General features: G+C 45.6%; 31 protein-coding genes. 10 read left to right on the plus strand and 21 right to left on the minus strand.

Annotation, left to right across the window (positions count from 1 at the left end; translation table 11 throughout):
* Nucleotides 1-129: 129 nt before the first annotated feature.
* Nucleotides 130-768, plus strand: coding sequence for a 50S ribosomal protein L25/general stress protein Ctc (locus CL55_RS09625; RefSeq protein WP_046330886.1), 639 nt, complete (start codon nt 130-132; stop codon nt 766-768).
* 90 nt (nt 769-858) lie between these two features.
* On the plus strand, nt 859-1455 hold the full coding sequence (pth, locus tag CL55_RS09630; RefSeq protein WP_046330887.1) for an aminoacyl-tRNA hydrolase: 597 nt from the start codon (nt 859-861) through the stop codon (nt 1453-1455).
* Nucleotides 1456-1469: 14 nt separating this feature from the next.
* Here the strand turns inward: pth and CL55_RS09635 are convergent, their stop codons facing one another.
* Genes CL55_RS09635 through CL55_RS09655 form a run of 5 tightly spaced genes read right to left on the minus strand, consistent with a single transcriptional unit; the run spans nt 1470 to nt 5626 of the window.
* Nucleotides 1470-1736: a YfhL family 4Fe-4S dicluster ferredoxin gene (locus tag CL55_RS09635; protein WP_046330888.1), complete on the minus strand. Its 267-nt coding sequence runs from the start codon at nt 1734-1736 to the stop codon at nt 1470-1472.
* Nucleotides 1737-1753: 17 nt separating this feature from the next.
* On the minus strand, nt 1754-2248 hold the full coding sequence (gene coaD, locus CL55_RS09640) for a pantetheine-phosphate adenylyltransferase (RefSeq protein WP_046330889.1): 495 nt from the start codon (nt 2246-2248) through the stop codon (nt 1754-1756).
* Nucleotides 2249-2284: 36 nt separating this feature from the next.
* A complete protein-coding gene (gene rsmD / locus CL55_RS09645) occupies nt 2285-2914 on the minus strand; it encodes a 16S rRNA (guanine(966)-N(2))-methyltransferase RsmD (protein WP_335337484.1) in 630 nt (209 codons plus the stop codon).
* Entirely contained in the window at nt 2911-4251 is a 1341-nt protein-coding gene (locus CL55_RS09650) for a M16 family metallopeptidase (RefSeq protein WP_046330891.1), read from the minus strand. The genes rsmD and CL55_RS09650 overlap by 4 nt, the downstream gene beginning before the upstream one ends.
* A complete protein-coding gene (locus CL55_RS09655) occupies nt 4241-5626 on the minus strand; it encodes a M16 family metallopeptidase (RefSeq protein WP_046330892.1) in 1386 nt (461 codons plus the stop codon). Before CL55_RS09655 ends, CL55_RS09650 begins: the two co-directional genes overlap by 11 nt.
* A gap of 62 nt (nt 5627-5688) precedes the next feature.
* Here CL55_RS09655 and ftsY point away from each other — a divergent pair, with 62 nt between their 5' ends.
* Nucleotides 5689-6579, plus strand: coding sequence for a signal recognition particle-docking protein FtsY (ftsY, locus tag CL55_RS09660; RefSeq protein ID WP_046330893.1), 891 nt, complete (start codon nt 5689-5691; stop codon nt 6577-6579).
* Nucleotides 6580-6672: 93 nt separating this feature from the next.
* Nucleotides 6673-7614 carry an RNA polymerase sigma factor RpoH gene (gene rpoH / locus CL55_RS09665; protein ID WP_046330894.1) on the plus strand — a complete coding sequence of 314 codons (942 nt, stop codon included), beginning with the start codon at nt 6673-6675 and terminating at the stop codon, nt 7612-7614.
* Between the two features lie 21 nt (nt 7615-7635).
* Here rpoH and CL55_RS09670 read toward each other — a convergent pair whose 3' ends face one another.
* From CL55_RS09670 to CL55_RS09690, 5 genes are read right to left on the minus strand one after another with little or no spacing between them, the layout of a single operon-like run.
* Nucleotides 7636-8241, minus strand: coding sequence for an SCO family protein (locus CL55_RS09670; protein ID WP_046331301.1), 606 nt, complete (start codon nt 8239-8241; stop codon nt 7636-7638).
* 7 nt (nt 8242-8248) lie between these two features.
* Entirely contained in the window at nt 8249-9142 is an 894-nt protein-coding gene (gene cyoE / locus CL55_RS09675; RefSeq protein ID WP_046330895.1) for a heme o synthase, read from the minus strand.
* Nucleotides 9139-10269, minus strand: a complete 1131-nt coding sequence (locus CL55_RS09680; protein ID WP_082091929.1) for a COX15/CtaA family protein — start codon at nt 10267-10269, stop codon at nt 9139-9141. Before CL55_RS09680 ends, cyoE begins: the two co-directional genes overlap by 4 nt.
* Nucleotides 10266-10925, minus strand: a complete 660-nt coding sequence (locus CL55_RS09685; RefSeq protein WP_046330896.1) for a hypothetical protein — start codon at nt 10923-10925, stop codon at nt 10266-10268. The genes CL55_RS09680 and CL55_RS09685 overlap by 4 nt, the downstream gene beginning before the upstream one ends.
* On the minus strand, nt 10922-11704 hold the full coding sequence (locus tag CL55_RS09690; protein ID WP_082091930.1) for an SURF1 family protein: 783 nt from the start codon (nt 11702-11704) through the stop codon (nt 10922-10924). Before CL55_RS09690 ends, CL55_RS09685 begins: the two co-directional genes overlap by 4 nt.
* 14 nt (nt 11705-11718) lie before the next feature.
* Here CL55_RS09690 and CL55_RS09695 point away from each other — a divergent pair, with 14 nt between their 5' ends.
* Nucleotides 11719-11931 carry a twin transmembrane helix small protein gene (locus CL55_RS09695; RefSeq protein WP_046330897.1) on the plus strand — a complete coding sequence of 71 codons (213 nt, stop codon included), beginning with the start codon at nt 11719-11721 and terminating at the stop codon, nt 11929-11931.
* A 64-nt stretch (nt 11932-11995) separates the two neighbouring features.
* Here CL55_RS09695 and CL55_RS09700 read toward each other — a convergent pair whose 3' ends face one another.
* From CL55_RS09700 to CL55_RS09725, 7 genes are all read right to left on the minus strand, one after another.
* Nucleotides 11996-12850: a cytochrome c oxidase subunit 3 gene (locus tag CL55_RS09700; protein WP_046330898.1), complete on the minus strand. Its 855-nt coding sequence runs from the start codon at nt 12848-12850 to the stop codon at nt 11996-11998.
* A gap of 29 nt (nt 12851-12879) precedes the next feature.
* Entirely contained in the window at nt 12880-13074 is a 195-nt protein-coding gene (locus CL55_RS09705) for a DUF2970 domain-containing protein (RefSeq protein ID WP_046330899.1), read from the minus strand.
* A complete protein-coding gene (locus tag CL55_RS09710; RefSeq protein WP_046330900.1) occupies nt 13071-13664 on the minus strand; it encodes a cytochrome c oxidase assembly protein in 594 nt (197 codons plus the stop codon). Before CL55_RS09710 ends, CL55_RS09705 begins: the two co-directional genes overlap by 4 nt.
* A gap of 16 nt (nt 13665-13680) precedes the next feature.
* Entirely contained in the window at nt 13681-13812 is a 132-nt protein-coding gene (locus CL55_RS10810; RefSeq protein WP_215305446.1) for a cytochrome oxidase small assembly protein, read from the minus strand.
* Nucleotides 13796-15415 carry a cytochrome c oxidase subunit I gene (ctaD, locus tag CL55_RS09715; protein WP_046330901.1) on the minus strand — a complete coding sequence of 540 codons (1620 nt, stop codon included), beginning with the start codon at nt 15413-15415 and terminating at the stop codon, nt 13796-13798. Before ctaD ends, CL55_RS10810 begins: the two co-directional genes overlap by 17 nt.
* A 43-nt stretch (nt 15416-15458) precedes the next feature.
* On the minus strand, nt 15459-16532 hold the full coding sequence (gene coxB / locus CL55_RS09720) for a cytochrome c oxidase subunit II (RefSeq protein ID WP_418054935.1): 1074 nt from the start codon (nt 16530-16532) through the stop codon (nt 15459-15461).
* A gap of 264 nt (nt 16533-16796) precedes the next feature.
* Nucleotides 16797-17600: a class I SAM-dependent methyltransferase gene (locus CL55_RS09725; RefSeq protein WP_046331304.1), complete on the minus strand. Its 804-nt coding sequence runs from the start codon at nt 17598-17600 to the stop codon at nt 16797-16799.
* A gap of 371 nt (nt 17601-17971) precedes the next feature.
* Here CL55_RS09725 and CL55_RS10815 point away from each other — a divergent pair, with 371 nt between their 5' ends.
* Both CL55_RS10815 and trmL read left to right on the plus strand, forming a co-directional pair.
* Complete coding sequence (locus CL55_RS10815) at nt 17972-18376, plus strand: ComF family protein (protein ID WP_237150500.1); 405 nt, start codon at nt 17972-17974, stop codon at nt 18374-18376.
* Nucleotides 18377-18391: 15 nt separating this feature from the next.
* Nucleotides 18392-18862 (plus strand): tRNA (uridine(34)/cytosine(34)/5-carboxymethylaminomethyluridine(34)-2'-O)-methyltransferase TrmL, encoded by a 471-nt coding sequence (gene trmL / locus CL55_RS09735; protein ID WP_046330904.1) that lies wholly within the window; start codon nt 18392-18394, stop codon nt 18860-18862.
* A gap of 4 nt (nt 18863-18866) precedes the next feature.
* On the opposite strand, the gene CL55_RS09740 is transcribed toward trmL, so the two are convergent.
* The 4 genes from CL55_RS09740 to CL55_RS09755 are packed head-to-tail and all read right to left on the minus strand — an operon-like array spanning nt 18867 to nt 21144.
* Nucleotides 18867-19889, minus strand: coding sequence for an NAD(P)H-dependent glycerol-3-phosphate dehydrogenase (locus CL55_RS09740; protein ID WP_046330905.1), 1023 nt, complete (start codon nt 19887-19889; stop codon nt 18867-18869).
* A gap of 26 nt (nt 19890-19915) precedes the next feature.
* Entirely contained in the window at nt 19916-20437 is a 522-nt protein-coding gene (gene secB, locus CL55_RS09745; RefSeq protein ID WP_046330906.1) for a protein-export chaperone SecB, read from the minus strand.
* A gap of 21 nt (nt 20438-20458) precedes the next feature.
* A complete protein-coding gene (gene grxC / locus CL55_RS09750) occupies nt 20459-20713 on the minus strand; it encodes a glutaredoxin 3 (RefSeq protein WP_046330907.1) in 255 nt (84 codons plus the stop codon).
* Nucleotides 20714-20730: 17 nt separating this feature from the next.
* On the minus strand, nt 20731-21144 hold the full coding sequence (locus CL55_RS09755) for a rhodanese-like domain-containing protein (RefSeq protein WP_046330908.1): 414 nt from the start codon (nt 21142-21144) through the stop codon (nt 20731-20733).
* A gap of 22 nt (nt 21145-21166) precedes the next feature.
* Between CL55_RS09755 and gpmA the strand changes: the two genes are divergently transcribed.
* From gpmA to CL55_RS09770, 3 genes are read left to right on the plus strand one after another with little or no spacing between them, the layout of a single operon-like run.
* Nucleotides 21167-21856, plus strand: a complete 690-nt coding sequence (gene gpmA / locus CL55_RS09760; RefSeq protein WP_046330909.1) for a 2,3-diphosphoglycerate-dependent phosphoglycerate mutase — start codon at nt 21167-21169, stop codon at nt 21854-21856.
* A gap of 14 nt (nt 21857-21870) precedes the next feature.
* Nucleotides 21871-23304, plus strand: coding sequence for a S41 family peptidase (locus CL55_RS09765; RefSeq protein ID WP_046330910.1), 1434 nt, complete (start codon nt 21871-21873; stop codon nt 23302-23304).
* A 21-nt stretch (nt 23305-23325) separates the two neighbouring features.
* Nucleotides 23326-24078, plus strand: a complete 753-nt coding sequence (locus tag CL55_RS09770; protein ID WP_046330911.1) for a HesA/MoeB/ThiF family protein — start codon at nt 23326-23328, stop codon at nt 24076-24078.
* The last annotated feature ends 3 nt before the right edge of the window (nt 24079-24081 follow it).

Below are 24081 nucleotides of genomic sequence, written 5' to 3' on the forward strand. Positions count from 1 at the left end.
ATAGCGTTTACGCCCCGGTTTTTGGCAATTTTGAGCCTTTTCTAGGCAAAAAGTACGATTCCCAAGATATAATCAAAGGCTTTTCTGTTTGGTCGCGAACGGAAATTAACCTCAATTTAGGAATTAAATATGAAAGTAGTAGCCTTTGAAAGAAGCGTACAGGGAACGGGTGCGAGCCGCCGTCTGCGCAACTCCGGTAAAACTCCGGGCATCATCTACGGTGGTAAAGACGCCGCAACTGTAATTGAGTTGGATCACAACGCACTGTTCCATGCTCTCCGCAAGGAAGCATTCCACTCATCCATCCTTGATCTCGAAATCGGTGGCAAAGCACAAAAAGTGTTGTTGCGCGATTACCAGATGCATCCATTTAAGCCTTTGGTTCTACACATCGACTTCCAGCGCGTTTCCGCGACTGAGAAAGTTCACATGCGCGTTCCATTGCATTTCATTCATGCTGACACTTCAGCTGCAGTGAAGTTGCAGGGCGCTGTTATCAGCCATATCTCCACTGAATTGGAAATATCTTGCTTACCAGCCGACTTGCCAGAGTTCATTGAAGTGGACTTAAGCAAGATTGAAGTTGGTCATGGTATCCATGCTAAAGATATCGCATTACCAAAAGGCGTTACCTTGGTATTGCATATCGAGCAAGAAAACCCAGTACTGGCTAACGCACGTATCCCAGCAGTGAAATCTGCCGATACAGAAGCTGCTCCTGCAGCTGCTGCGGCTCCTGCTGCTGAAGCTCCAAAGGATAAAGCTTAATCATTTAAGCCCTATCTTTGCGACAGAAGAAGCCCGCTTATAAGCGGGTTTTCTTTTTTGTAGAAAAGCTTTTATCCTTAAGCACTCATCATGACTAAATTAATTATTGGCCTAGGCAACCCAGGTGAAGAACATGCTGAAGATCGGCACAATGCTGGCTTCTGGTTTGTGGATGCACTCGCCAAACAATTAAACGTCCGCTTTGAAACTGAAAAACGCTTTCTTGGAAAAGTAGCTAAGGCTAAATGGGAAGATGAAGACCTCTTCTTACTCAAGCCAAACACTTACATGAACCTGAGCGGTCAGGCTGTCGGAGCTTTGTGCCGCTTTCATAAAATTACACCTAAAGATGTGTTGGTAGTGCAAGATGAACTCGACCTCAAGCCCGGCACTGCACGCATCAAGCTTGGTGGCGGCACTGGTGGACACAACGGCTTAAAAGATATCCAGGCTCACTTGGGAACTCCTGAGTACTGGCGCTTGCGCCTGGGTATTGGCCACCCACGCGATCTTGCTGCAGAAGGTGCGCGTGTGATGGACGTAGCTGACTTCGTCTTGAGAAGGCCCTTACAAACAGAACAAAAGCAGATTGATGCAAGCATTGAAAATGGCCTACAGATTCTGTCATTGTTTCTAAAGGGTGATACTCAGGCAGCCATGCTCGAATTGCACTCTAAAACTAATTAAAGAGTACCAACGACTTATTTAGCGAGCGCTTTTTTAGCGGCAGTTAAGGCCTGATACTTTGCCATGAGCTGCGTTTGATTTTCAGAAAACGCAGGGTTCATCGGTATGCAGTCTACCGGACAGACTTGCTGACACTGAGGCGTATCGTAATGACCTACACATTCAGTGCATTTATTAGGATCAATCTCATAGATCTCTAAACCCATGTAGATTGCATCGTTTGGACATTCAGGCTCACACACATCGCAATTGATGCATTCGTCTGTAATCATTAACGCCATATTTGCGCCTAGGGATCCTACTCTTTACTCTTGTTAGCTTGAATCTTTGTGATCAACCACTTTTCTACCGATGGGAATACAAACTTACTCACATCGCCACCCATAGAGGCAATCTCACGCACAAACGTACCAGAAATAAATTGATATTGATCTGATGGGGTAAGGAATAGTGTTTCAACATCAGGTAATAAATAACGATTCATACCAGCCATTTGGAACTCGTATTCAAAATCAGATACTGCACGCAAGCCACGCACAATCACACGCGCATGATGTTCGCGAGCAAAATCTTTTAACAGGCCGGTAAATCCAACAATCTTTACATTGGAGTAGTGGCCAAGAACTTCTTTAGCAATCTCAATGCGCTCATCCAGCGTAAAGAAAGGGCGTTTGCTACGACTATCAGCAACACCCACAATGAGCTCGCCAAAAATGCTTGAGGCGCGACGCACTAGGTCCTCGTGACCACGAGTAAAGGGATCAAATGTTCCAGGGTATACAGCAACAGTCATAACGCTCCTAAGGCTTTTTCGGCTACAGGCAAGAGTTTAGTCCCTCTTGAAGCGAAATAGACAAGCTTTTACTTGTCCAGCCTCTAAGTATTTCCCACAATGCCAATCAGGCACTAAAGCCTCAATCTGCTCCCGGGGGCGACTGGAAGGAAACTCTACATAAATTCCCCCGCCAGCACTGTCGTCACAAACACGAGCAGCCTCTATAAGCGCTTGATTTAATAAGCCCTCCTCCTGAAAGGGTGGGTCTATGAAGATCAGATTGCTGGAGCGGTCAGCTTGTTGCTTTAAGAACTCCAAACTATCTCTGTGGAGAATCTGCACTATTCCAGGAGCAGGAGATGACTCTAACAAAGCAAAATTAGCTAGAAGTTTGGCGTGAGCCTGTTTATCTTTTTCTAATAGGGTTACTGAATGGGCATGTCGTGATGCAGCCTCAAAACCTAAAGCGCCAGTACCAGCAAATAAATCTAAACAACGCAAACCGACTAAATCCTGTCCGAGCCAATTAAATAAAGTCTCACGAATACGATCGGTAGTAGGACGAAGACCGGGTAAATCCAGTACACCTAGCAAACGACTGCGCCAAACTCCACCAATAATGCGAATTTTCTGGAGAGGCTCAGAGCGTCTGCCTAATGAAGCTGACTTAACCAGCTTATTTATTTTTTCGCCCCTAAGACTACGATTTTCATTCGATCCATGGCTAAGTGTTTTTGGAACGCCATCTTGACCTGCTCAAGGTTAACCGCCTCCACTTGCTTAGTCCATATCTCCATCGTGTCGAGAGGCAAATTATTCCAAGCAATACTAGACACGTTGTCTAGTAACTTACGGTTATTATCAATTCGTAAAGGATAGCCATTGATCAAATTTGCTTTGGCTGCATCGAGCTCCGCTTGCGTTGGGCCATCAGCAATAAATTGCGCAATAGTGGAACTCATTACTTCTAACGCCAAAGTAGCTTGATCATTCTTTGTTTGTACGCCCGCCTGAAATGTCCCTGCATCCTTACCGGGGGCAAAGTAACTAAACACGCTATAGGCAAGACCACGTTTCTCGCGCACTTCCGACATGAGTCGGGATACAAAGCCACCGCCACCCAAAATGTAGTTACCCACCAGTAATGGGAAGAAATCGGGGTTGCTACGAGTTACTGCAGTCATTCCCATAGCAATATGCGCTTGCTGTGAGTCAAATGGAATAGCAACTTCGCGTTGACTTAAAGGCTCGACTGGTGAGCGCTCAAACTCTGGCAACTTCGCTACAGGAGGTCCAGACTGAGGCACTCTTTGTAATAAGCTCTGAACAATCTCAGCAGCCTCAGCTTTGCTCACATCACCCACAATGCTGACAATCATTCGATCGCCGCGGTAAAGCTGTTTATGAAACTGCTGCAGGTCACTTGCGCTGATATTGGTAATACTTTTCACCGTTGGTGAATTGGCCAGCGGATAATCTCCATAAACTGATTTTCTAAAGCGGCGATCTAAGACTGACTCTGGCTTCGTCTCCGACTCCAACAATGCAGTGGCCATTCTTTGCTTCTCACGCGCCAAGATCTTTGCATCATATGTGGGTGCACTCAACATCGCTGAAGCCAATTGAACAGCCCGATCGCGTAAATCTTTGCGACTCAAAGTCCGAATACGCATGACAGCGCGCTCACCGCCAACAGAAATACCGAGGTTTGCACCAAGGTCTGCAATCTCATCAGCAATCTGCGCCTCATTTAACAGACCCTTATCAGATTTGGCGCCATAGTTCATGAGCCGCCCGGCCATAGTAGCTAGGCCACTCTTCACTCCTGGGTCATAACGATCGCCTGCATCAATGCTGATCTCAATATCTACCATGGGCAGCGCTTTGGTTTGCACTAAATAGGCTTGCGCTCCCTTGAAGGAGTCTAGTTTTTCAATAGGTAATATCGCGTGTGCTGATGTACTTACTCCAACTATCAGCGCGATTACAAAACTGATTTGCAAGATGAATTTATTTGGCATCACGATTGCCTCCTTGCTTGGCCTCACCCGACTGGCGTGGTTGTGGATCTAGTACTGCTATGGTGAGCCCCTCATCTACTAAATATTTTTTTGCAACGGCTTGGACTTGTGCGGGAGTAATGGTTTGCATCTTCTCCAACATCACATCAATATCTTTCCATGAGAATCCAGCCATCTCTGTACTACCGATTTCCATGGCCTGCCCAAAAATTGAGTCGCGCTTGTATATCTGATCAGACAGAATACGCACCTTCACCCGCTTCAGCTCTGACTCTAAAATTCCTTTGTCAACAACTTCTTTCAAGGCTTTACGAATGCTGCTCTCCGCTTGTTGCACTGTCTTGCCTTTAGCCATACTGCTACTAATGAAAAATAGTTCAGGCCCTCTAGAGATCATGTCATAACCGACGCCCACATCATTTACTACGCGCTCTTGCTTTACTAGAGTGCGATTCAAGCGTGCGTTGTCATAACCATCTAGTACGGCAGACAAAAGCTCTAAAGCATAAGGCTCATCATCGTCCAGCCTCGCTACTTCTAACTTGGGGACTTTCCATGCCATCGCTAGCTGCGCACTATCAGCTGGCGCTTTTACTTGCACTCGCTTAATACCTTTTTGTACGGGTTCAATCTGGGGCTTACGTTCCGGTAACTCTTTTGCGGAAGCAACTCCGTAGTATTTTTCCACTGCTTTTAAAATCACCTTAGGATTAACATCACCTGCAATGACAACAGTTGCGTTATTCGGCTTGTACCAGCTGCGATACCAATCGCGTGCATCTATGGCTTTCATATTGACCAAATCATTCATCCACCCAACTACCGGATGACGATAAGGGGAGCTCATATATGCGGTGGCAGTGAGAGATTCATTGAGCAAGCTATTAGGGTTATCTTCCGTACGCAGACGACGCTCCTCCATTACCACCTGAATTTCTTTCAGAAATTCTGCATCATCAAAATTGAGGTTAGACATACGATCAGCCTCTAACCTCATCACCTCATCTAACTTAGACTTTTCAACTTGCTGAAAGTAAGCCGTGTAATCACGAGAGGTGAAAGCATTTTCTCGACCACCCACTGCTGCAACTAAGCGGGAGAATTCCCCTGACTTTACTTTATGGGTGCCCTTAAACATCATGTGCTCCAACACATGAGCCACTCCAGTCTTGCCATTCACCTCATCCATGGAGCCAGCACGGTACCAAACCATGTGCGCAACGGTAGGTGCACGATGATCTTCCCGCACGATCAACTTGAGGCCATTGGAGAGTTGAAACTCATGGGTATTTGCTTGGCCCACCTCTGGGGTTGCCATAGCAATAGAACAGCCGAACAATAAATAGAGAGAAAAACTTAATAAAGTGGAACGCATCTGCAAGATCACCTATTCCTAGAATTTAATTGATAAGATGCAAGGATTAAATTGTATCGATTATGTTCGGCTTACGTAAAACTCTCGGATCCCTGTTCACATCCAATCAGACTGATGAAGCCTGGTTTGATGCCCTAGAAGAATCTCTCATTCTGAGCGATGTGGGTTTGCCCACGACCGAACAATTGATTAGCAAGCTCCGTAAGGCCGCCAAATCGGAAAAGGCCAATACCCCCGAAGCACTCAAGCAACTACTGATCGAAGAAGTGACGATTCTCCTGAAATCTATGGAGCCCAACCCTAATCCCTTGTATGTCCATGAGCAAAAGACCACACCAGAGGTATGGCTAGTAGTTGGAGTCAATGGCGCTGGCAAGACCACCACGATCGGTAAACTCTGCAAACTTTTTCAATCTCAAGGCAAATCTGTCTTACTCGCAGCCGGTGACACTTTCCGAGCTGCAGCACGCAACCAACTCCTTGAATGGGGTGGTCGTAATCAGGTCGATGTCATCATGCAAGAAAGTGGTGATGCGGCGGCAGTGGCACACGATGCCATTCATGCGGCGATTTCTCGCAAGAGCGATATCCTCATTATTGACACTGCCGGCAGATTGGCCACTCAAGACCATCTGATGGAAGAATTAAAGAAGGTGAAAAGAGTGATCGGTAAGGCCCTTCCTGGAGCACCTCACCAGACTTTACTGGTTCTAGATGGCAATACTGGTCAAAACGGTTTAAACCAAGTCAGAGCCTTTCATGCTGCTTTAGAGCTTTCCGCCTTAATCGTGACTAAATTAGATGGTACCGCTAAGGGCGGGGTAATCTGTGCACTTGCCCACACCCTCAGCGACGGGCCAAAACTAGCGGTTTTAGCCTTAGGTAAGGGTGAGGGAATTGATGATTTAGCCCCCTTCATGGCCGCACAATATTCTTCTGAATTATTCAATTAAATCATAGACTTATATAAGTAAAAAATCATTAGCACTCTCTTGACAAGAGTGCTAAAATAGAACTCTATTAACACCAAAAGTGTACAAAAGAAAATGATTCAAAAGAAAGCATACAAACCGCAATTGCAAGCAAGGCAAACACTGCCCACAGCGCAGACTGCTGCGGCTACGCTTGCCTTTCCGATGCTGCCTTCCTTGGGGGTTGGCACACTCGACTCTTATATTTCCTATGTGAATCGCGTACCGATGCTCAGCGCTGCAGAGGAGCTACACCTCGCGCAAGAATTTCGTCGCACTGAAAATGTCGATGCGGCAAAGACTTTAGTTCTCTCGCACCTCCGTTTAGTAGTTTCCGTTGCTCGTCAGTATTTAGGCTATGGCATTCCCCATGCTGACTTAATTCAAGAGGGCAATATTGGCTTGATGAAGGCTGTTAAACGCTATGACCCTAACCAAGGTGCACGCTTAGTCTCTTACGCCATCCATTGGATTAAAGCGGAGATTCATGAGTACATTCTTAAAAATTGGCGCTTGGTCAAAGTTGCTACAACAAAAGCACAACGTAAGTTGTTCTTTAATCTGCGTAGTAACAAGCCCACTCTAGCCGCCCTGACACCTAATGAAGTTGAGGCTTTAGCAAAAGCACTTGATGTCAAAGGCTCAGACGTAAAAGAAATGGAGATGCGCTTTGCTGGTGGTGATGTTGCCTTAGAGGGTGATGACACCGATGACGAATCAGCCTATGCACCAATTCAGTGGTTAGCTGATAACAGTCAAGAGCCTACCGAAATGATGGCTGCTGCTGCGACTGATGCATTACATGGCCCTCAGCTTGATCAAGCGCTGATGGCATTAGATGAGCGTAGTCGCAATATTGTGCAGTCACGTTGGCTGGCTATGGATGCAGATGGCAACGGAACAAAAACATTGCATGATCTCGCCAGCGAATATGGCATTTCTGCAGAGCGTGTTCGTCAGATTGAAACTGCTGCGCTCAAAAAAATGCGTAGTCTCTTACAAACCGAAGCTGCCTAAACAGCCTTCCACTTCAAGCCTTTACTTCAGAAGTTCCTTCAAGTCTTGCGCCAAGGTCTCAGCACCTTGCGCATGCTTGATGTAAAGGCGTAAGCGCCCTTCTGGATCAAAGACATAACTTCCCGCCATATGATCCATGGTGTATGAACCAGCACTCGTGCCGGGCACCTTCTGGTAGTAAACCTTAAAGTCCTTAGTCACTTTTTCTAAGGCTACTTCATCGGCTGGACGCAAACCCAAGAAGCGCGAATCAAATGCCGGTACATACTGTTTTAAGATTGCTGCGGTATCTCTTTGTGGGTCCACAGTTACAAACAGCACTTGCACCTTGTCTGCCTGAGGACCCAATAAAGTCATGGCCTGCTGCATCTCAGTCAGTGTCGTAGGGCAAACATCGGGGCACTGCGTATAACCAAAGAAAATCAAAACTGCTTTACCTTTAAAGTCAGCGAGTGTTCTCACTTTTCCGTCAGGATCGAGCAAACTAAAGTCAGTACCAAATGCCTTGCTACCCGTAATATCCACGTTCTTAAAGCTCTGTTGCGGACTACAAGCTAGCAGAGTTAATCCGATCAGCGACAGTACCAATAGGCGTGAAATATAAAAGTGAAATTTTTGTAAATGCATCTTCATCTCAAATGAAATAGTGATCAATTAATAGCGCTGCAAAAAGTAGAGATAAATACGTAATTGAAAAACGAAAAGTTTTCTTTGCTAACGCATCGCTGTAAGAAACAAATAAAGCAATGACATATGAAAGGAAGATCAAACCCAGAATGATTGCTGAGATCAAATAGATCATGCCACTCATGCCATAAATGTATGGCAATAAAGTAGCCGCAATCAAAATCAATGTATATAACAAAATATTGAGTAGCGTAAAGCGCTCTCCGTGCGTCACTGGCAGCATTGGTAAACCACTTTGCACATAATCATCACGACGATATAAGGCAAGAGCCCAAAAGTGTGGCGGAGTCCAAACAAAAATGATTAGTACCAAGAGCCAAGCTTCTGCTGACACAGTGTTGGTAACTGCCGCCCAACCCAAGGCAGGCGGCATAGCACCCGAGAGGCCGCCAATGACAATATTCTGTGGCGTAGCAGGCTTGAGTAACCAAGTATAAATTACTGCGTAACCGATAAAAGTAGCCACGGTGAGCCACATGGTTAATGGATTGCAGAAGACCCACAAGATGATCATTCCCAAACCACCAAGAATGATCGAGAAAATAGTAATGTGAAGAGGTGTTACTTCACCAGTTGCAGACGGCCTCCAAGCAGTTCGCTTCATCTTGGCATCGACGGCTTGCTCGATTAAACAATTCATTGCAAAAGCAGCTCCTGCCAACAACCAAATCCCAACAATGCCGCCAATCAGAACTGGATAAGGCACCATGCCCGGGGTGGCCAAGAACATGCCAATGACTGCGCAGAACACTGCTAACTGCGTGACGCGGGGCTTGGTGAGAACCCAATATTGACGCCAACGTGGCATCGCTACAGGCTTAGGGAAAGTGGGACTACTCATAATGATTTAGACATCTTCATGTGAATGGGGGTACTCCAAGAGGACCATTGGACTAAACGAACCAAACAGAATACCAATGCAGCAGAACCTGCGGTATGCATTAAGGCAGCCAACAGGGGCCACTGAAAGACCACGTTAGAAATACCAGTCAGAGCCTGCAGAATGAGCAAACCTAGTAATAGCTGTGCAATCCTTGCCATTCCTAATGACTTGGAATTACTTAGACCGAGAGCGCTCAGTCCTAAGGCACCAAGAACCACTAAAGCAACCATGGCAAATATGCGATGTGCCCAATGGATTGTTTGCAAAGCGACAGGGGTAATAGATTCACCTTGAGCATTCAAGCCTAAGCCGCGCCACAGGGTGAAGCCTTCCTGCCAAGCTGTTTCTGGCCAAAGACGATCCATGCAAGTCGGAAAATCGGGGCAAGCTAATACAGCGTAATTCGTACTCACCCATGCACCTAAAAAGATTTGCGTACTTAAAATTACTGCTGCAAGTAAAAGTAACTTTGAAGAAAGGGGCTTACACTGTAGACGAGTAGTTACTGAGGATTTATCTATCCACTCTTGTTGTGCATAAGTCGTTAGGCATGCCAACAAAACCAAAGCTAACATCAAATGAATTGTCACAATAATAGGCTGCAATTTCAGTGTGACCGTCCAAGCACCAAATGCCCCTTGAATACATACCAAAATCAGCAAGCCAAGACTTCCCAATAGAGGTTTCTTGCCCAAGCTACTGAGCTTACTCCAAGCAACTGCCACCTGAATCAAAATCAGTGCTCCGACTGTCATTGCTAAATAGCGATGAATCATTTCAATCCAAGCTTTGATGACAGTCACGGGACCCGTAGGCATATTAGCTTCAGCTTGCTGGATCTCGCTAATTGCGTGCCATGGATTTGATGTGCCATAACAACCAGGCCAATCAGGGCATCCCAGACCAGAGTCCGTTAAGCGAGTAAAAGCACCAAATACAATCAAATCAAAAGTCATGAAAACCAAGACCCAATTTAACTTTTGAAAAAAATTATAAGTCGGCCTAGTCCAAAGATAAGCCAAAGGTAGGCCTGCAAAGACAATTGCGATTGCAGCTAACTCCGCAAGCAATAGCAAGCTACTCATTGCAATTTTTCACCCTTACGATTGAGGCGCAATAGCTTCTCTAGATCCTTTTTCATACTGCCAAATTCTTTTGGCGAATTGCTCACCGGGAAAATCATCATCTTGGCTGGGCTCGGATCAATCAACTGAATCTTCTGACCTACTCCATCACGATTAAGCCACGCATCAAATTCAGTTCTTAATTTAGGATCTACCGGCAAATCTACAATCTGAAATCCTGCTGTCTTTTGATCATATGCCAGCAACACCTCTGGATCTACTGCTTTACCATCTGTATTGACCCACACTAGTTGAACTCGACCACTTTCACGACCAACAGCAATGCGTAGTTGGCGCATTAAAAATAGAACCTCGAGACATGATTCATTTTTAATAGTGCAGTCCCCGGCTGGCCTAGCCACTAGTAAAGTCCACTTTCCATTGAAAGGAATATCAAACCAAGCGGGATTCATATCTTGTACAGGCTGAACCAGGGTTCCAAAGTTAGTCTTTCCACCCTCTGGCTTAAAAACGTAATACGCCAAATAAGAGGCGATCACTGGTGCCGCGCAAGCAAGCAACAATAGCAGCATCTGAATGCGCCCACGTCGAGTTTGCGTGTTAATTACAGATGCATCCGTTTGTAATGCTGGAATCAATAATTCTTTATCACTCACCCTCTATCTCCATTCACAGCAAGCTCTCGCCGATATTTCATGAGCCCATTAATGAGCCAAAATAAAAATCCAGTTAATGCCAAAGCAAACCACTGGAATGCATAAGCATAATGGCGATCGACTCCGTTTGTTGGTGAGGGCCAATTTCTTAATAAACCATCCTCTTTCGAAGAGCCAGACTCTCGAACAATGAACGGGAGTTGCTTCCATTCATGGCTTCGAGCCTCAAAATCCAAATCAAAGTTTTGCTCAATCCGAGGACTGGCTTGCGTAGCGTCCTTTTTTCCCAACTCATACACCCTTCCGGGATGAGGGAAAGCAATTCCCTCAATAGTCACCACTTCACCCACTGTTTTAACTGGAGGTAACTCAATACGGTTCTCGTGATTACGAGGAGCCCATCCCCGATTAACCCAAAGCACAAGCTCTTGGCCATCCAACTTCAGAGGCATCATCACATAAAATCCGGATTGCCCTGCAGCACCAGCGCCACCTTCAGGAATAGGGCGGGGACGGTTATCCAGCCAAATCGCCTCATCTTGAATAAAACGTCCACGCGCCAGTATTCGGCGCTCTGTAGCCTGCTCTAAAGTCAAGCTATCGGCATTGGCATTCAGAATGGGCATTTGCAGTCTTGCACTTAAAGACTCACCTAGACGAATCTTTTGCTCTGCTCGATTTAACTGCCAAATACCAGCACCGCAGCCAACTACAATCACCACAAGAGCTGATAATGTAGCAACTACACGACTAGTAATTAAGCTAGAAAAGATATTCACAAGGGTACTTTGAGATGAAATGGGTTATTCCAGTTGCACTGCTAATCATTGTTGGGAGCTTAGGCTCAGCACTCTATTTCATGATGAAAGACAAGGGTCGCAGCTCAAGAATGGTTCAGTCGCTGATGTTGCGTATTGGACTATCAATCGTACTCTTCTTAGGAATCTTGATTGCCCACTACTTTGGCTATATCGAAGCTACTGGTGTACGAGTGGGAACAAACTAAGCATCCTCCACCACGAATAAGCTCTCAAAACAAATCGGGGCTCAATGCCCCGATTTTTATTTCCTTACATCCAGTAAACAGCGATGTACAGACCCAGCCAAACTACGTCAACGAAGTGCCAATACCAAGCGGCGCCCTCAAACGCAAAGTGATTTTCAGCAGTAAAGTCACCGCGTATCATCCGACGCAATACGATCGTCAACATCAAGCCACCAAGGAATACATGGAAACCATGGAAACCGGTCAACATAAAGAAGGTTGAGCCATAGATACCTGACGTTAACTTCAAATTCAGATCAGAGTAGGCATGAACGTACTCATACACCTGGAAGCCCAAGAAGATAATGCCGAGAAAAACTGTGGCAGCCAAGCCATTAATGGCTTTCTTCATGTGATTTTCACGAATTGCATGGTGAGCGTAGGTCACCGTGACACCAGAAGACAAGAGCAATAAAGTATTAATCGTTGGAATAGGCCAGGGACCCATAGTGGTAAATTTCTCCACTAAACCAGCAGGACCATCATTAGGCCAAACAGCTTGAAAATCAGGCCAGAGCAATTTACTTTCTACATCACCCATCCAAGGCATCGTAATATTGCGCGCATAGAACAATGCCGCAAAGAATGCGCCGAAGAACATAATCTCTGAGAAAATAAACCAAGCCATCGACCAACGATAAGAAATATCTACGTTGATACCATTCTTACCAGAGTTAGACTCAGCAATGGTGTCCCCAAACCAGTTATACAAAACAAATATCACCCAGAGCACGCCGACCGCAGTTACTGGGCCGCCCCAAGCAGCGTGGTTTACCCAGCCAGACATACCAGCAGCAAAAGCAAGCAAACCTAAAGCTGCCGAAGCTGGATGACTGGATAGTCCAGGAACATAGTAGTAAGGGGTTGAATTGGATGACATCTTATTCTCTCTATTCAATCAAAAAATAATCAATGGGACACAACTGCTTTAACTATCAAAAGGAGTATGCCCATAAAAATCAAGGCGCCCAAAACTCCCGCAATAATAATGTGGACAAAACTTAATGAAGCAACATCTTCCTGTAAACCTGATTTCTTACGCACACCTAAAAAGGCCCACAAGACCGCGATCATCGATTGCATAAATGAACTTTTCTTACTCATGACGCCGTTTTCGATTTAGGTGTTGTTGAGCCTGCAGGCTGCTGACCAACCCCCAATTCAAAGAAGGTGTAAGACAAAGTAATCGTTTTCACATCAGCAGGTAAGCCTGCGTCAATTACAAATACCACCGGCATCTTCTTCATTTCATGCGCTGCCAAAGTTTGCTGCTGAAAACAAAAACACTCTAGCTTGGTAAAGAATTCCATGGCGCTTTTCGGTGCATAGCTTGGAATAGCTTGTGCATCAACAGGGCGGCTCAAATTATTGGTAACCTCATAAACAATCTCGGTCATTTCACCTGGGTGCACTTCCAAGTAGTTCTTCACTGGGCGGAACGTAAAAGGACCGCGGCTATTAGAGTCAAACTCAATAGTCACTTTACGAGAATAGTCGACCTGGGTATTGCCAACCTTATTTGCGCTATAGGCACGGATACCATAGTCGTTCTTGCTGGTAACTACATTAATGCCTGTCACCTCGCACAAAGCTTTGTACATCGGCACTAGTGCGTAACCAAAACCAAACATCATGACTGAAGCTATCAAGAGCTTGAGCAAGATTTGGCGGTTAATGGAGGCAATAGCAGACATGAGTATTTGATGGGCTTTAACCCAATAAGCCCCGTTTAATCAGGATGCCCAGAAAGAATACTAGAACAACCGTCAAAAGAATGAAGCCCAATCTGCGATTACTGGCAGATTGGGATTTGTGTGCGGCTACTTTAGATTCCTGCAGCATTTAACTCTGCAGCAGTTGGTGGTGTTTCAAATGTGTGGTGTGGCGCTGGTGAGGGTACTGTCCACTCCAAACCTTTAGCTCCCTCCCAAGCCTTCATTGAAGCTTTTTCACCTTTGCCGTTATAGGCCGGCAACACAACAAACAGCAAGAAGTAAACCTGAGACAAACCAAATCCGAGTGCACCAATAGATGCAATCGTATTAAAGTCAGCAAACTGGGTTGGGTAGTCAGCATAACGACGTGGCATACCCGCCAAGCCCAGGAAGTGCATTGGGAAGAAAGTGATGTTAAAGAAAATCATGGAAGTCCAGAAGTGGATCTTGCCGCGAGCTTCATTAGCCATATAGCCGGTCCACTTTGGACACCAGTAATAGAAACCAGCGAACATTGCAAACAAAGAACCGGCTACTAAGACATAGTGAAAGTGGGCAACCACGTAATACGTGTCTTGCAAGCCAATATCAATTGGCGCTAACGCCAAGATCAATCCAGTAAAACCACCCATAGTAAATACAAATATAAATCCAACGGACCACAACATCGGGGTTTCAAAGGTCATGGAACCTTTCCACATGGTTGCAACCCAGTTGAAAATCTTGACGCCTGTTGGAACTGCAATCAACATCGTGGCATACATAAAGAACAGCTGGCCAGTTACCGGCATACCAGTTGCAAACATGTGGTGAGCCCAAACGATGAATGACAAGATTGCAATGGATGCAGTTGCATAAACCATGGAGCTATAACCAAACAAAGTTTTTCTTGAGAAAGCCGGAATGATTTCACTCACGATTCCGAAAGCTGGAAGAATCATGATGTAAACCTCTGGATGACCAAAGAACCAAAAAATGTGCTGGAACATAACTGGATCACCACCGCCAGCTGCGTTAAAGAAAGAAGTACCAAAGTGACGATCTGTCAACACCATAGTAATCGCACCTGCCAATACTGGCATAACAGCGATTAACAAGTAAGCAGTGATCAACCATGTCCAGCAGAACATAGGCATCTTCATCAAAGTCAGTCCAGGAGCGCGCATGTTCAAGATGGTCACGATGATGTTAATCGAGCCCATGATTGAAGAAGCGCCCAACAAGTGAAGTGCAAAGATGGCCATATCTAAACCTGGGCCCATCTGTGATGTCAGTGGCGCATATAAAGTCCAACCGCCAGCAGGAGCACCTCCAGGCGCTAAGAATGAACCAAACAATAAACAAGCAGCCACTGGCAGAATCCAAAAGCTAAGGTTGTTCATGCGTGCGAACGCCATATCAGATGCTCCGATTTGAACAGGAATCATCCAGTTCGCAAATCCAACGAAGGCCGGCATGATGGCGCCGAACACCATTACTAGACCATGCATCGTGGTTAGCTGGTTAAAAAACTCTGGGCGCAAAAACTGCAGACCTGGCTGGAACAACTCCAAACGAATACCCAGAGCCATCACACCACCAGCCAGCAAGCTGATAAACGAGAAGATCAGGTACATCGTACCGATATCTTTATGGTTAGTTGCAAACAACCAACGGCGCCAGCCATGTGGCGTATGGTCATCATGCGCATGGTCGTGTGCGTGATCGTGGGTAGTTGAAATGGTGCTCATGGATTACTCCGGTTTAGTTTGATCTGTATAAATTATTAAAAAATTACTTGCCAGCACGCGCAGAGACAATATCTTGAGTCTGAATTACATCACCCGTTTTATTGCCCCATGCATTGCGGGTATAGGTCATTACTGCGGCAATGTCACCATCAGAGATCACTCCGGCCCACTTTGGCATTGCACCCTTGCCGTTAATCAGGATGTCATATTGAGCCGCCTTTGGTCCAAGCACCATTTTGCTGCCATCTAGCGCTGGGAAAGCGCCTGCGCCCTTGCCGTTTGGCTGATGGCATGCTGCGCAATTAGCTGCGTAAACCTTGGCACCACGGTCCTTTTGATCATCCATGGTGTAAACCTTCGTTGGATCATCAGAAGCCGAGCCCATTTCTTTTTTCTTCTCGTCTACCCATTTGGTGTAGTCCTCTTGGGAAACCACTCTCACTACGATCGGCATAAACGCATGTTGTGCGCCGCATAGCTCCGAGCATTGACCACGGTAAGTGCCGATTGTTTCTGCACGAAACCAGGTGTCACGAACGAAACCAGGGATTGCATCTTGCTTCACGCCAAATGCTGGAACTGCCCAAGCATGGATCACATCATTTGCAGTGGTAATAATGCGAATCTTTTTACCGACCGGAACAACCATCTCGTTGTCCACTTCCATCAAATACGTATTTGATTTTGGTGCCAAATTATTAACAGCCTCGCGTGAAGTGGATAAGGTGGATAAGAAGTTAATTCCCTCGCCCTCGCCCTTAATGTAATCGTAACCCCACTTCCACTGATAACCAGTAGTCTTAATGGTGATGTCTGAATTGGTGGTGTCTTTCATTGCCACAACTGTCTTGGTTGCTGGCAAGGCCATGCCAATAACAATCAATAGCGGGATCACTGTCCAAATAATCTCAACAATAGTGCTCTCGTGAAATGACGCGGATTTAGCACCCAAAGATTTACGGTGCTTCAGAATGGAATAAAACATCACGCCAAATACGCCAACAAAAATAAGCGCGCAGATGATCAACATCATCCAATGCAACCAATGAATCTCTGCCATGATTTTTGTGGCTGGGGCAGTAAAATTGAGCTGGTTTACAGCTGGACCACCCTGCATATCTTCTGCTGCACGTGCAAATGCAGTGCCAAAGGCTGCTACCAAATAGAGCGAAGCCCTAGTGACTTTTCCAAATAAATTCATCTTATTCTCTGTTTATTGTCATGAGTTCCTGCAGAAATACACCCTCAGGAAGCTCAAAAAAACGGTATCAAGCAATTCAACTAGCACCAATTATAGGGTTAATTAGGCTCAAGAACAAACGGGACTAACTATGCCACTCCCAATCTTGGCAATGGTTTAAAAGATAGTGAACACTTACACTTAAGCAGAATCATTCCTAGTCTTGCGCCCTATTTGATTTAAATCAATATAAGCGACATCATCTTGCACCTTAGCGAGGTTCTTACCCAAAGCCCAGGCATGCCCATAAATCACCTCTAAAGTCAGTTTTTGAGGCAAATGAGTAGCTGGGATGCTGTTTTGATAGTCAGAACAAATTAAATTGAGAGCCCTTGCGTCTGACAGTAGGACCTTGTCAGAGTCGTAATCTAAACCCAAAAACTCCATATCCATTACGGGGTCAGAAAAACGCTCACTGAGTAGGGCATCCCCCATATCGTGCATGTCCCAAGGGCTAGCCAAATTTTGAATGGGCAATTGTTGTGCCAAGTGCTCTGATCTGAGCTCTTTTGCAGTATCTGGGCCCAGATAGCTAAAGCTTAGTAATCCACCTTCCTTGAGTACTCGCCGGCACTCCTGCAAAAAATGCTTGGGGTCAGCTAAATCCTGAATTAAGAGAATGCTCACCACTAAATCTACAGAATTACTAGGAAGCTTAAGGTGGCCTGTTTTCTTGTAATCATTGAGAGAAACCATAGATGCCGACTTCATTCTTGAATTCCAAAAACGAGCTGCCCTCAATTTAAATAAATTAAAACCCGATAGCTCACCTTCGGGCGCACTGTGAAAACGAATTCCTGGAAAGCGTTTTGTCAGAAAAGAACTATGTACTCCAGTAAAATCTGGAATCAGCAAAATGTCTTTTGGTTCTAATTTCACGATGTCTAATTTTTGCAACATGCGCGTTGCAATTTCATCCTGAAGCCATCTGATTGATTGGGTCATTGGCTCAGTATACTCAGCGACCCATGCATCCAATAGAGAATATTTTCCAAGTAATTTGTTCTCACCTACTACCGAGCGCTTGTATTGTTTGCGGTACATTTCAGCGACACACTCTCTGCCTTGATTGCCTCATCCAATTAGAATCAGATCAGCTATTCAATTACGAATGCTGTCAGCAATGCGGTCTTACTCTTGAAGTTGGTGAGCTAACAGAAAATAAATGCAAAGAGTGCATTGCTAACCCGCCCTACTTTGATGAAACTTATTGTCTTGATCGCTACGAGGGTAGATTACAGTCTGCCTTGCATCTATTTAAATATCAGCGACGACTTGCTTGCGCACAGGGATTGGTATCAGCATGGAATCAGCTGATGACTCGAAGCTTAAATAATTTTGAAGCAGACTATTTACTACCAGTGCCGCTGAGTCCAGAAAAATTGTGTTCTCGCGGCTTTAATCAAAGCTGGGAATTAGCCAGACGGATTGATTGCGGTAAAAATATCCATAAGAACCCACACATCTTAAGACGCTATCACCATACCCAGCATCAGGCCAAAGAGAATCGTGCAAATCGTCAAATGGCTATTCGAGACATGTTCTATATCAACCCCCAATTTCAAGGCCAACTAGAATCCGCAAGCGTAATTGTGTTTGACGATGTCATGACTAGTGGTGCAACCTTAAATGAAATCGCTCGCGTATTGAAGGACAATGGGGTATCTCGTGTTACCAATTGGGTTCTTTTACGAACGTTGTACCCAGCCTCAAGAATGTAATATAAAGCTCAGCACATGTTTAATATCGTTTTATTCGAACCAGAAATTCCACCCAACACGGGCAATATTATTCGCCTGTGTGCAAATACGGGCGCAAAGCTTCATCTCATCGAGCCGCTTGGCTTTCCAATGGAAGATGCCAAACTGCGCAGGGCTGGTCTGGACTATCACGAGTTTGCTAAAGTAAAAGTTCATCAAAACTGGGAACAATTTTTGGCTGATGAACAACCTCAGCCGGAACATATTTTTGCCTTAACCACCAAGGGATCTGGCAAGTTTCATGATGGCAAATATTTACCCGAGGATTATTTTGTTTTTGGTTCAGAAACCAAAGGTATTACTGAAGAAGTGAGAAGTTCGATTCCAGCGCTCAATCAAATGCGCCTAGCAATGCAAGATAGCAGTCGTAGCTTAAATCTCTCGAATACAGTGGCGATCGTAGTTTATGAAGCTTGGCGCCAAAATGGATTGCTGGGCGGAAGTTAAGAGCTTAGACTTCGAGCTTAGGGTCGCGCCCCATCAGTTTTTTCACTGCTTCGTGTGGTGAAAGCTTTCCAGATAAGACTTCACCCATCATGGCAGTAATTGGCATCTCGACACCCAAACGCGCAGCGAGATTACCAACAGCTGAAGCACATAAGACACCCTCAGCAACATGTCCTAAGCCTCCCAAAATTTCAGGCAACGGTTTTCCTGCTGCAAGCGCTAAACCAACACGACGATTACGAGAGAGATCGCCAGTAGCCGTCAAGATCAAATCGCCTACACCGGTTAGTCCCATACAGGTCTCTGGTCTGCCGCCAGCCGCTTTTACTAAACGCATCATTTCTGCAAGGCCACGAGTTAATACTGCAGCACGTGCATTTAAGCCAAGATCCAAGCCATCACCAATACCCGCTGCAATCGCTAAAACGTTTTTAATAGCGCCACCTAATTCGACACCCACTAAATCATCGCTGGCATAGATGCGCATATTGCCATGGTGGAAGGCGCCTTGAACAATGTCACACAAGGTATTGGATTGACTAGCGACAGTTAATGCGCAAGGCATACCATTAGCAACTTCTTGCGCAAAACTAGGTCCTGATAGAGCGCCGTAAGAATGACGTATGCCATGACTGTGTAGTTGATCTTCGCGTTCCACTACTTGGTGCGGCAACAAGGTAGTGCTAGGCTCTAAACCCTTGCAAAGCCAAACAATATTGAGCGGATGTTTTGCAAGGCGCAATACCTGCGCCACTGTTTCTGATAAACCGGACATCGGGGTAGCAATTATCAAAAGATCATTTTCAGAAAGGCGTTCGATGGCCCGCTCAAAACTCACCTCCAATTGCAAACCCTTAGGCAAGACGACATCAGGCAAATAGGCTGTGTTTACACCTGAGTGCTGCATACCTTCGATTTGCTCAACTCTTCGAGACCAAAGACAAACATCGCCCGGCTGAAGATATCGTGCAGCTTGCGCTGCCATAGCCGTACCCCATGAGCCAGCTCCAAGCAGCGTCACTTTCATGATCTGTGGGCTTTAATTAAATCAGCTTAGTGAGGAAGAATGATTTTGCTTTCATCGGCAGAGGCGCCTTCCGTTGCAGCCGCTTGCGTAGCCTGCATTAGACGATGTTCATACATGCCGTGGAAGTTAATCTCGTTCAAATGAATTGGCTGGAAACCAGCGCGGCTAATAATGTCAGCAATATTTGAGCGCAGATAAGGATACAAAATTGTTGGGCAAGCAATACCCAACATTGGATCAATTTGCTCTGCAGGAATATTACTAAATTCAAAAACACCCGCTTGTTTTGCTTCAACCAAGAAGAGCACTTTACTCTCCACCTTAGCGGTTACTGTTGCAATTAAAGCAACCTCAAAAATTTCATCACTTAAGCGAGTAACTGCAACATCAATCTCAACCTCAATTTGAGGCTCTGCCGCAACCAATAAAATTTGGGGGGCGTTTGGTTGTTCTAAAGATAAGTCCTTGAGATAGATCCGTTGAATACGAAAACCAGGTTCTTTTGAATTATCGGCTGCATCTGGAGCGGAAGTAGTTTGTTCGGTCATGGAAACTTTCTGTGTAAATTTTTAAACTAGTAATGGATCAAGTTGGCCAGCGCGATCCAAGGCAACTAGGTCGTCATAACCGCCAACATGGGTCTCACCAATGTAAATTTGTGGCACTGTACGTCGACCAGTGCGGGTCATCATGATCTCGCGCTGTGCAGGATCCCGATCAATCAAAATCTTCTCTAAATTGGCAACACCCTTCTTTTGCAGAAGCTTCTCTGCCATAACGCAATACGGACAAACTTGAGTGCTGTACATCGTGACTGGTGGCATATCCGAGACTCGCTAAATTATTTAACCAATGGCAAGGCTGCGGCTTGCCAAGCTTGAACGCCGCCATCGAGGACTGCAACCTCTGGGAACCCTAGCTTATTGAGCTCTGGGACAAGCTTGCGAGCATTCGCACCAGACTGACAGACCAAAATAATGGGATTGTTACGATCTAGTTTGAGCTTGTCGATCCCAGATGGAATTTGCTCGGCCAAAATGTGCTTTGATCCTGGTAGATGACCAATCTTAAAATCGGATGCAGGACGCAAGTCCAAAACGGCTGCTTTGCGACGGTTTATCCAAATAGTCGCTTCTGTAGGAGATAAGCCTTTTCCGCTAATAAGCGTAGATAATGTAGGAAAGAAGAGTGCTGAGCCCGTAACCAGTAGGAGGGCAATTAGCGCTAAGTTATCAATTTGTGTAAGAAAGTTCATCACCGGATTATAGAATGGCTCTATGAAACAACTTGTCCTTATTCGTCATGGCGAATCCGCCTGGAACCTTGAAAACCGCTTTACCGGCTGGGCGGACGTTGACTTAACCCCCAAGGGCACTGAACAGGCCCTTGCTGCAGGTGAAAACCTCCGTAAAGCTGGCTATGAATTTGATGTGGCGTACACCTCAGTACTCAGAAGAGCCATTCGTACCCTATGGCATGTTCAAGACACTATGGACCTCATGTGGTTACCAGTGGTGCATAGCTGGAGACTGAACGAGCGTCACTATGGCGCACTCACAGGACTAAATAAAGCGGAAACTGCCCAACAGTACGGAGATGCACAAGTTTATATTTGGCGCCGCTCCTACGATGTACGCCCACCGCTCCTAGAAAAAGGTGATAAGCGTAATCCGCAAAATGATCCACGTTATACAAAACTCAATGATTCTGATATTCCCTTGGGGGAGTGCCTTAAGGACAATGTCGAGCGTGTATTACCCCTTTGGAATGAATCGATCGCTCCCGCCCTCAAAGCAGGTAAGCGCGTATTGCTCGTCGCACACGGTAATAGCATTCGCTCTTTAATTAAGTATCTCGACCAGGTTTCCGATACAGATATTATGGAAATCAATGTCCCCAATGGCATCCCGCTGGTTTATGAGCTCGATGACAATCTCAAACCTATTCAGCATTTTTATTTGGATTAAGGTAAAACAGAAATATGCGCGTATTTTTCAAGAACTTTGCCCTAGTCTCTGTCGGCCTCATCGCCGGGGTTGCAGCCACCATCCAGCTTTCAGCTACAGCTCAACAGGGTACGACACTGCCTTTAGATGAGTTGCGCACACTGTCGAATGTCTTTGCGCAAATCAAGCGTGAGTATGTTGAGCCAATCGAAGATAAGCAATTGCTAACTGATGCAGTCAAGGGCATGGTGAGCAGTCTTGATCCTCACTCAACCTATCTTGATAAAAAAGACTTCTCTGAAATGCAAGAGCAAACCAGCGGTAAGTTTGCTGGGCTTGGTATTGAAATCACCTCAGAAGATGGCGTTGTTAAGGTACTTAATCCGATTGAAGACAGTCCTGCTGCACGCGCTGGCTTGCAAGCTGGTGATCTCATTACTCGCTTAGACGACAAACCAGTTCGTGGGATGTCACTAGATAAAGCAGTGCGCACTATGCGTGGAACACCTGGCACAAAAATTACCTTGACCGTCTTCCGTAAGAGCGAAGAGCGCAGTTTTCCGGTAACTATTACCCGCGCTGAAATTAAAGTGCAATCGGTCAAAGCGAAAATTTTGGATAACAATATCGCCTGGGTTAGAGTAACGAGTTTTCAAGAGCGCACCATTCCTGATCTTGCCAAGAAATTAACTGAGCTTGCAAATCAAGATCCTAAAATGAAGGGCATCATTCTGGATCTCAGAAACAATGGCGGCGGCTTACTACAAGGTGCAGTTGGTGTTGCCGCCGCTTTCTTGCCGGCAGATGCTGTCATCGTCTCTACCAAAGGTCAGACAGCTGACTCTAAGCAAGTTTTTAATGCGACACCGGCGATGTACCGTCTTAGTGAGCCTGGTGATCCTTTAGCTGGCGTTCCAGCAATGTATAAAAAATTACCAATGGTAGTTTTAGTAAATGCCTATTCAGCATCAGCTTCTGAAATTGTGGCTGGTGCATTACAAGATTACAAACGTGCAACCATTATTGGTAAAACGACTTTCGGTAAGGGCTCCGTACAAACAGTTCGCCCGTTGACCAATGACTCAGCATTGAAAATCACTACGGCGTACTACTACACACCAAGTGGTAAATCTATTCAAGCTTATGGCATCAAACCCGATATCGCAGTAGATCAAAATAAAGATGGTGATCCTGATGATGTATTGATCACTCGTGAGATCGATAGTGAGAAGCATTTGCGTAACAAGCAATCGTCAGAAGAAAAACTAGCCTCTGAACGAGAAAAACGTCGGTTAGAAGAGTTACAGCGCATTGAAGAAAAAAATGCCAAGAAGACTCCTGAAGAGAAAGAAAAAGAAAAGTCGAAGAAGCCAGTCGAACTGGGTAGTGCAGACGACTTCATGCTGACTCAGGCAGTCGCATTCATCAATGGTGAGCCTGTAAAACGTTCAGCCTCGAAGCTAGAGTAAGTTCTAGCATTAGGCACATATATGAATGATGAGCAGCTGCTTCGCTACTCGCGGCATTTACTACTAGAGGAAATTGATGTTGCTGGCCAAGAAAAGCTTCTTGGCTCGCACGTCTTGATCATTGGCGCTGGTGGACTCGGAAGTGCTGCCGCACCTTATTTAGCTGCAGCTGGAATCGGAAAAATCACGCTAGTTGATCATGACCAAGTTGAGCTCACTAATTTGCAGCGACAAATCATGCATACCCAAATCTCAATTGGTAAGACCAAAGTGGAGTCCGGAAAACAATTTTTACAAAGTCTGAATCCCGCCCTCACGATTAACGCAATTGCAGAAAAGGCTTCGGAAGACTTACTGAATAGACTATTACCGACAGCCCATCTCGTTTTAGATTGCACGGATAACTTTGCCGCTCGCCAACTGATCAATCAAGCCTGCTTTATTCACAAGATTCCGCTCGTCTCTGGATCTGCCCTCAAATTTGATGGTCAACTCAGTGTCTTTGACTCTCGCAATAAAACATCACCCTGCTACGCCTGCCTTTTTTCTCCAGATGAGCAGTTTGAAGAAGTCAGCTGTGCCAGCATGGGCATCTTCTCCCCTCTCGTTGGCATTATTGGTGCGATGCAAGCAGCCCAAGCACTTCAAGTATTGATTGGCTTTGGCCAGCCCCTAGTTGGAAGAATGTTGCTGTGGAATGCCATCAATACTCAGATTGATGAGATTCGTGTTGCTCGAAATGCCGCATGTAAGGTTTGCGGCCCCCAAAACTAAAGA

Source organism: Polynucleobacter duraquae (genome assembly GCF_000973625.1).
Classification (GTDB): domain Bacteria; phylum Pseudomonadota; class Gammaproteobacteria; order Burkholderiales; family Burkholderiaceae; genus Polynucleobacter; species Polynucleobacter duraquae.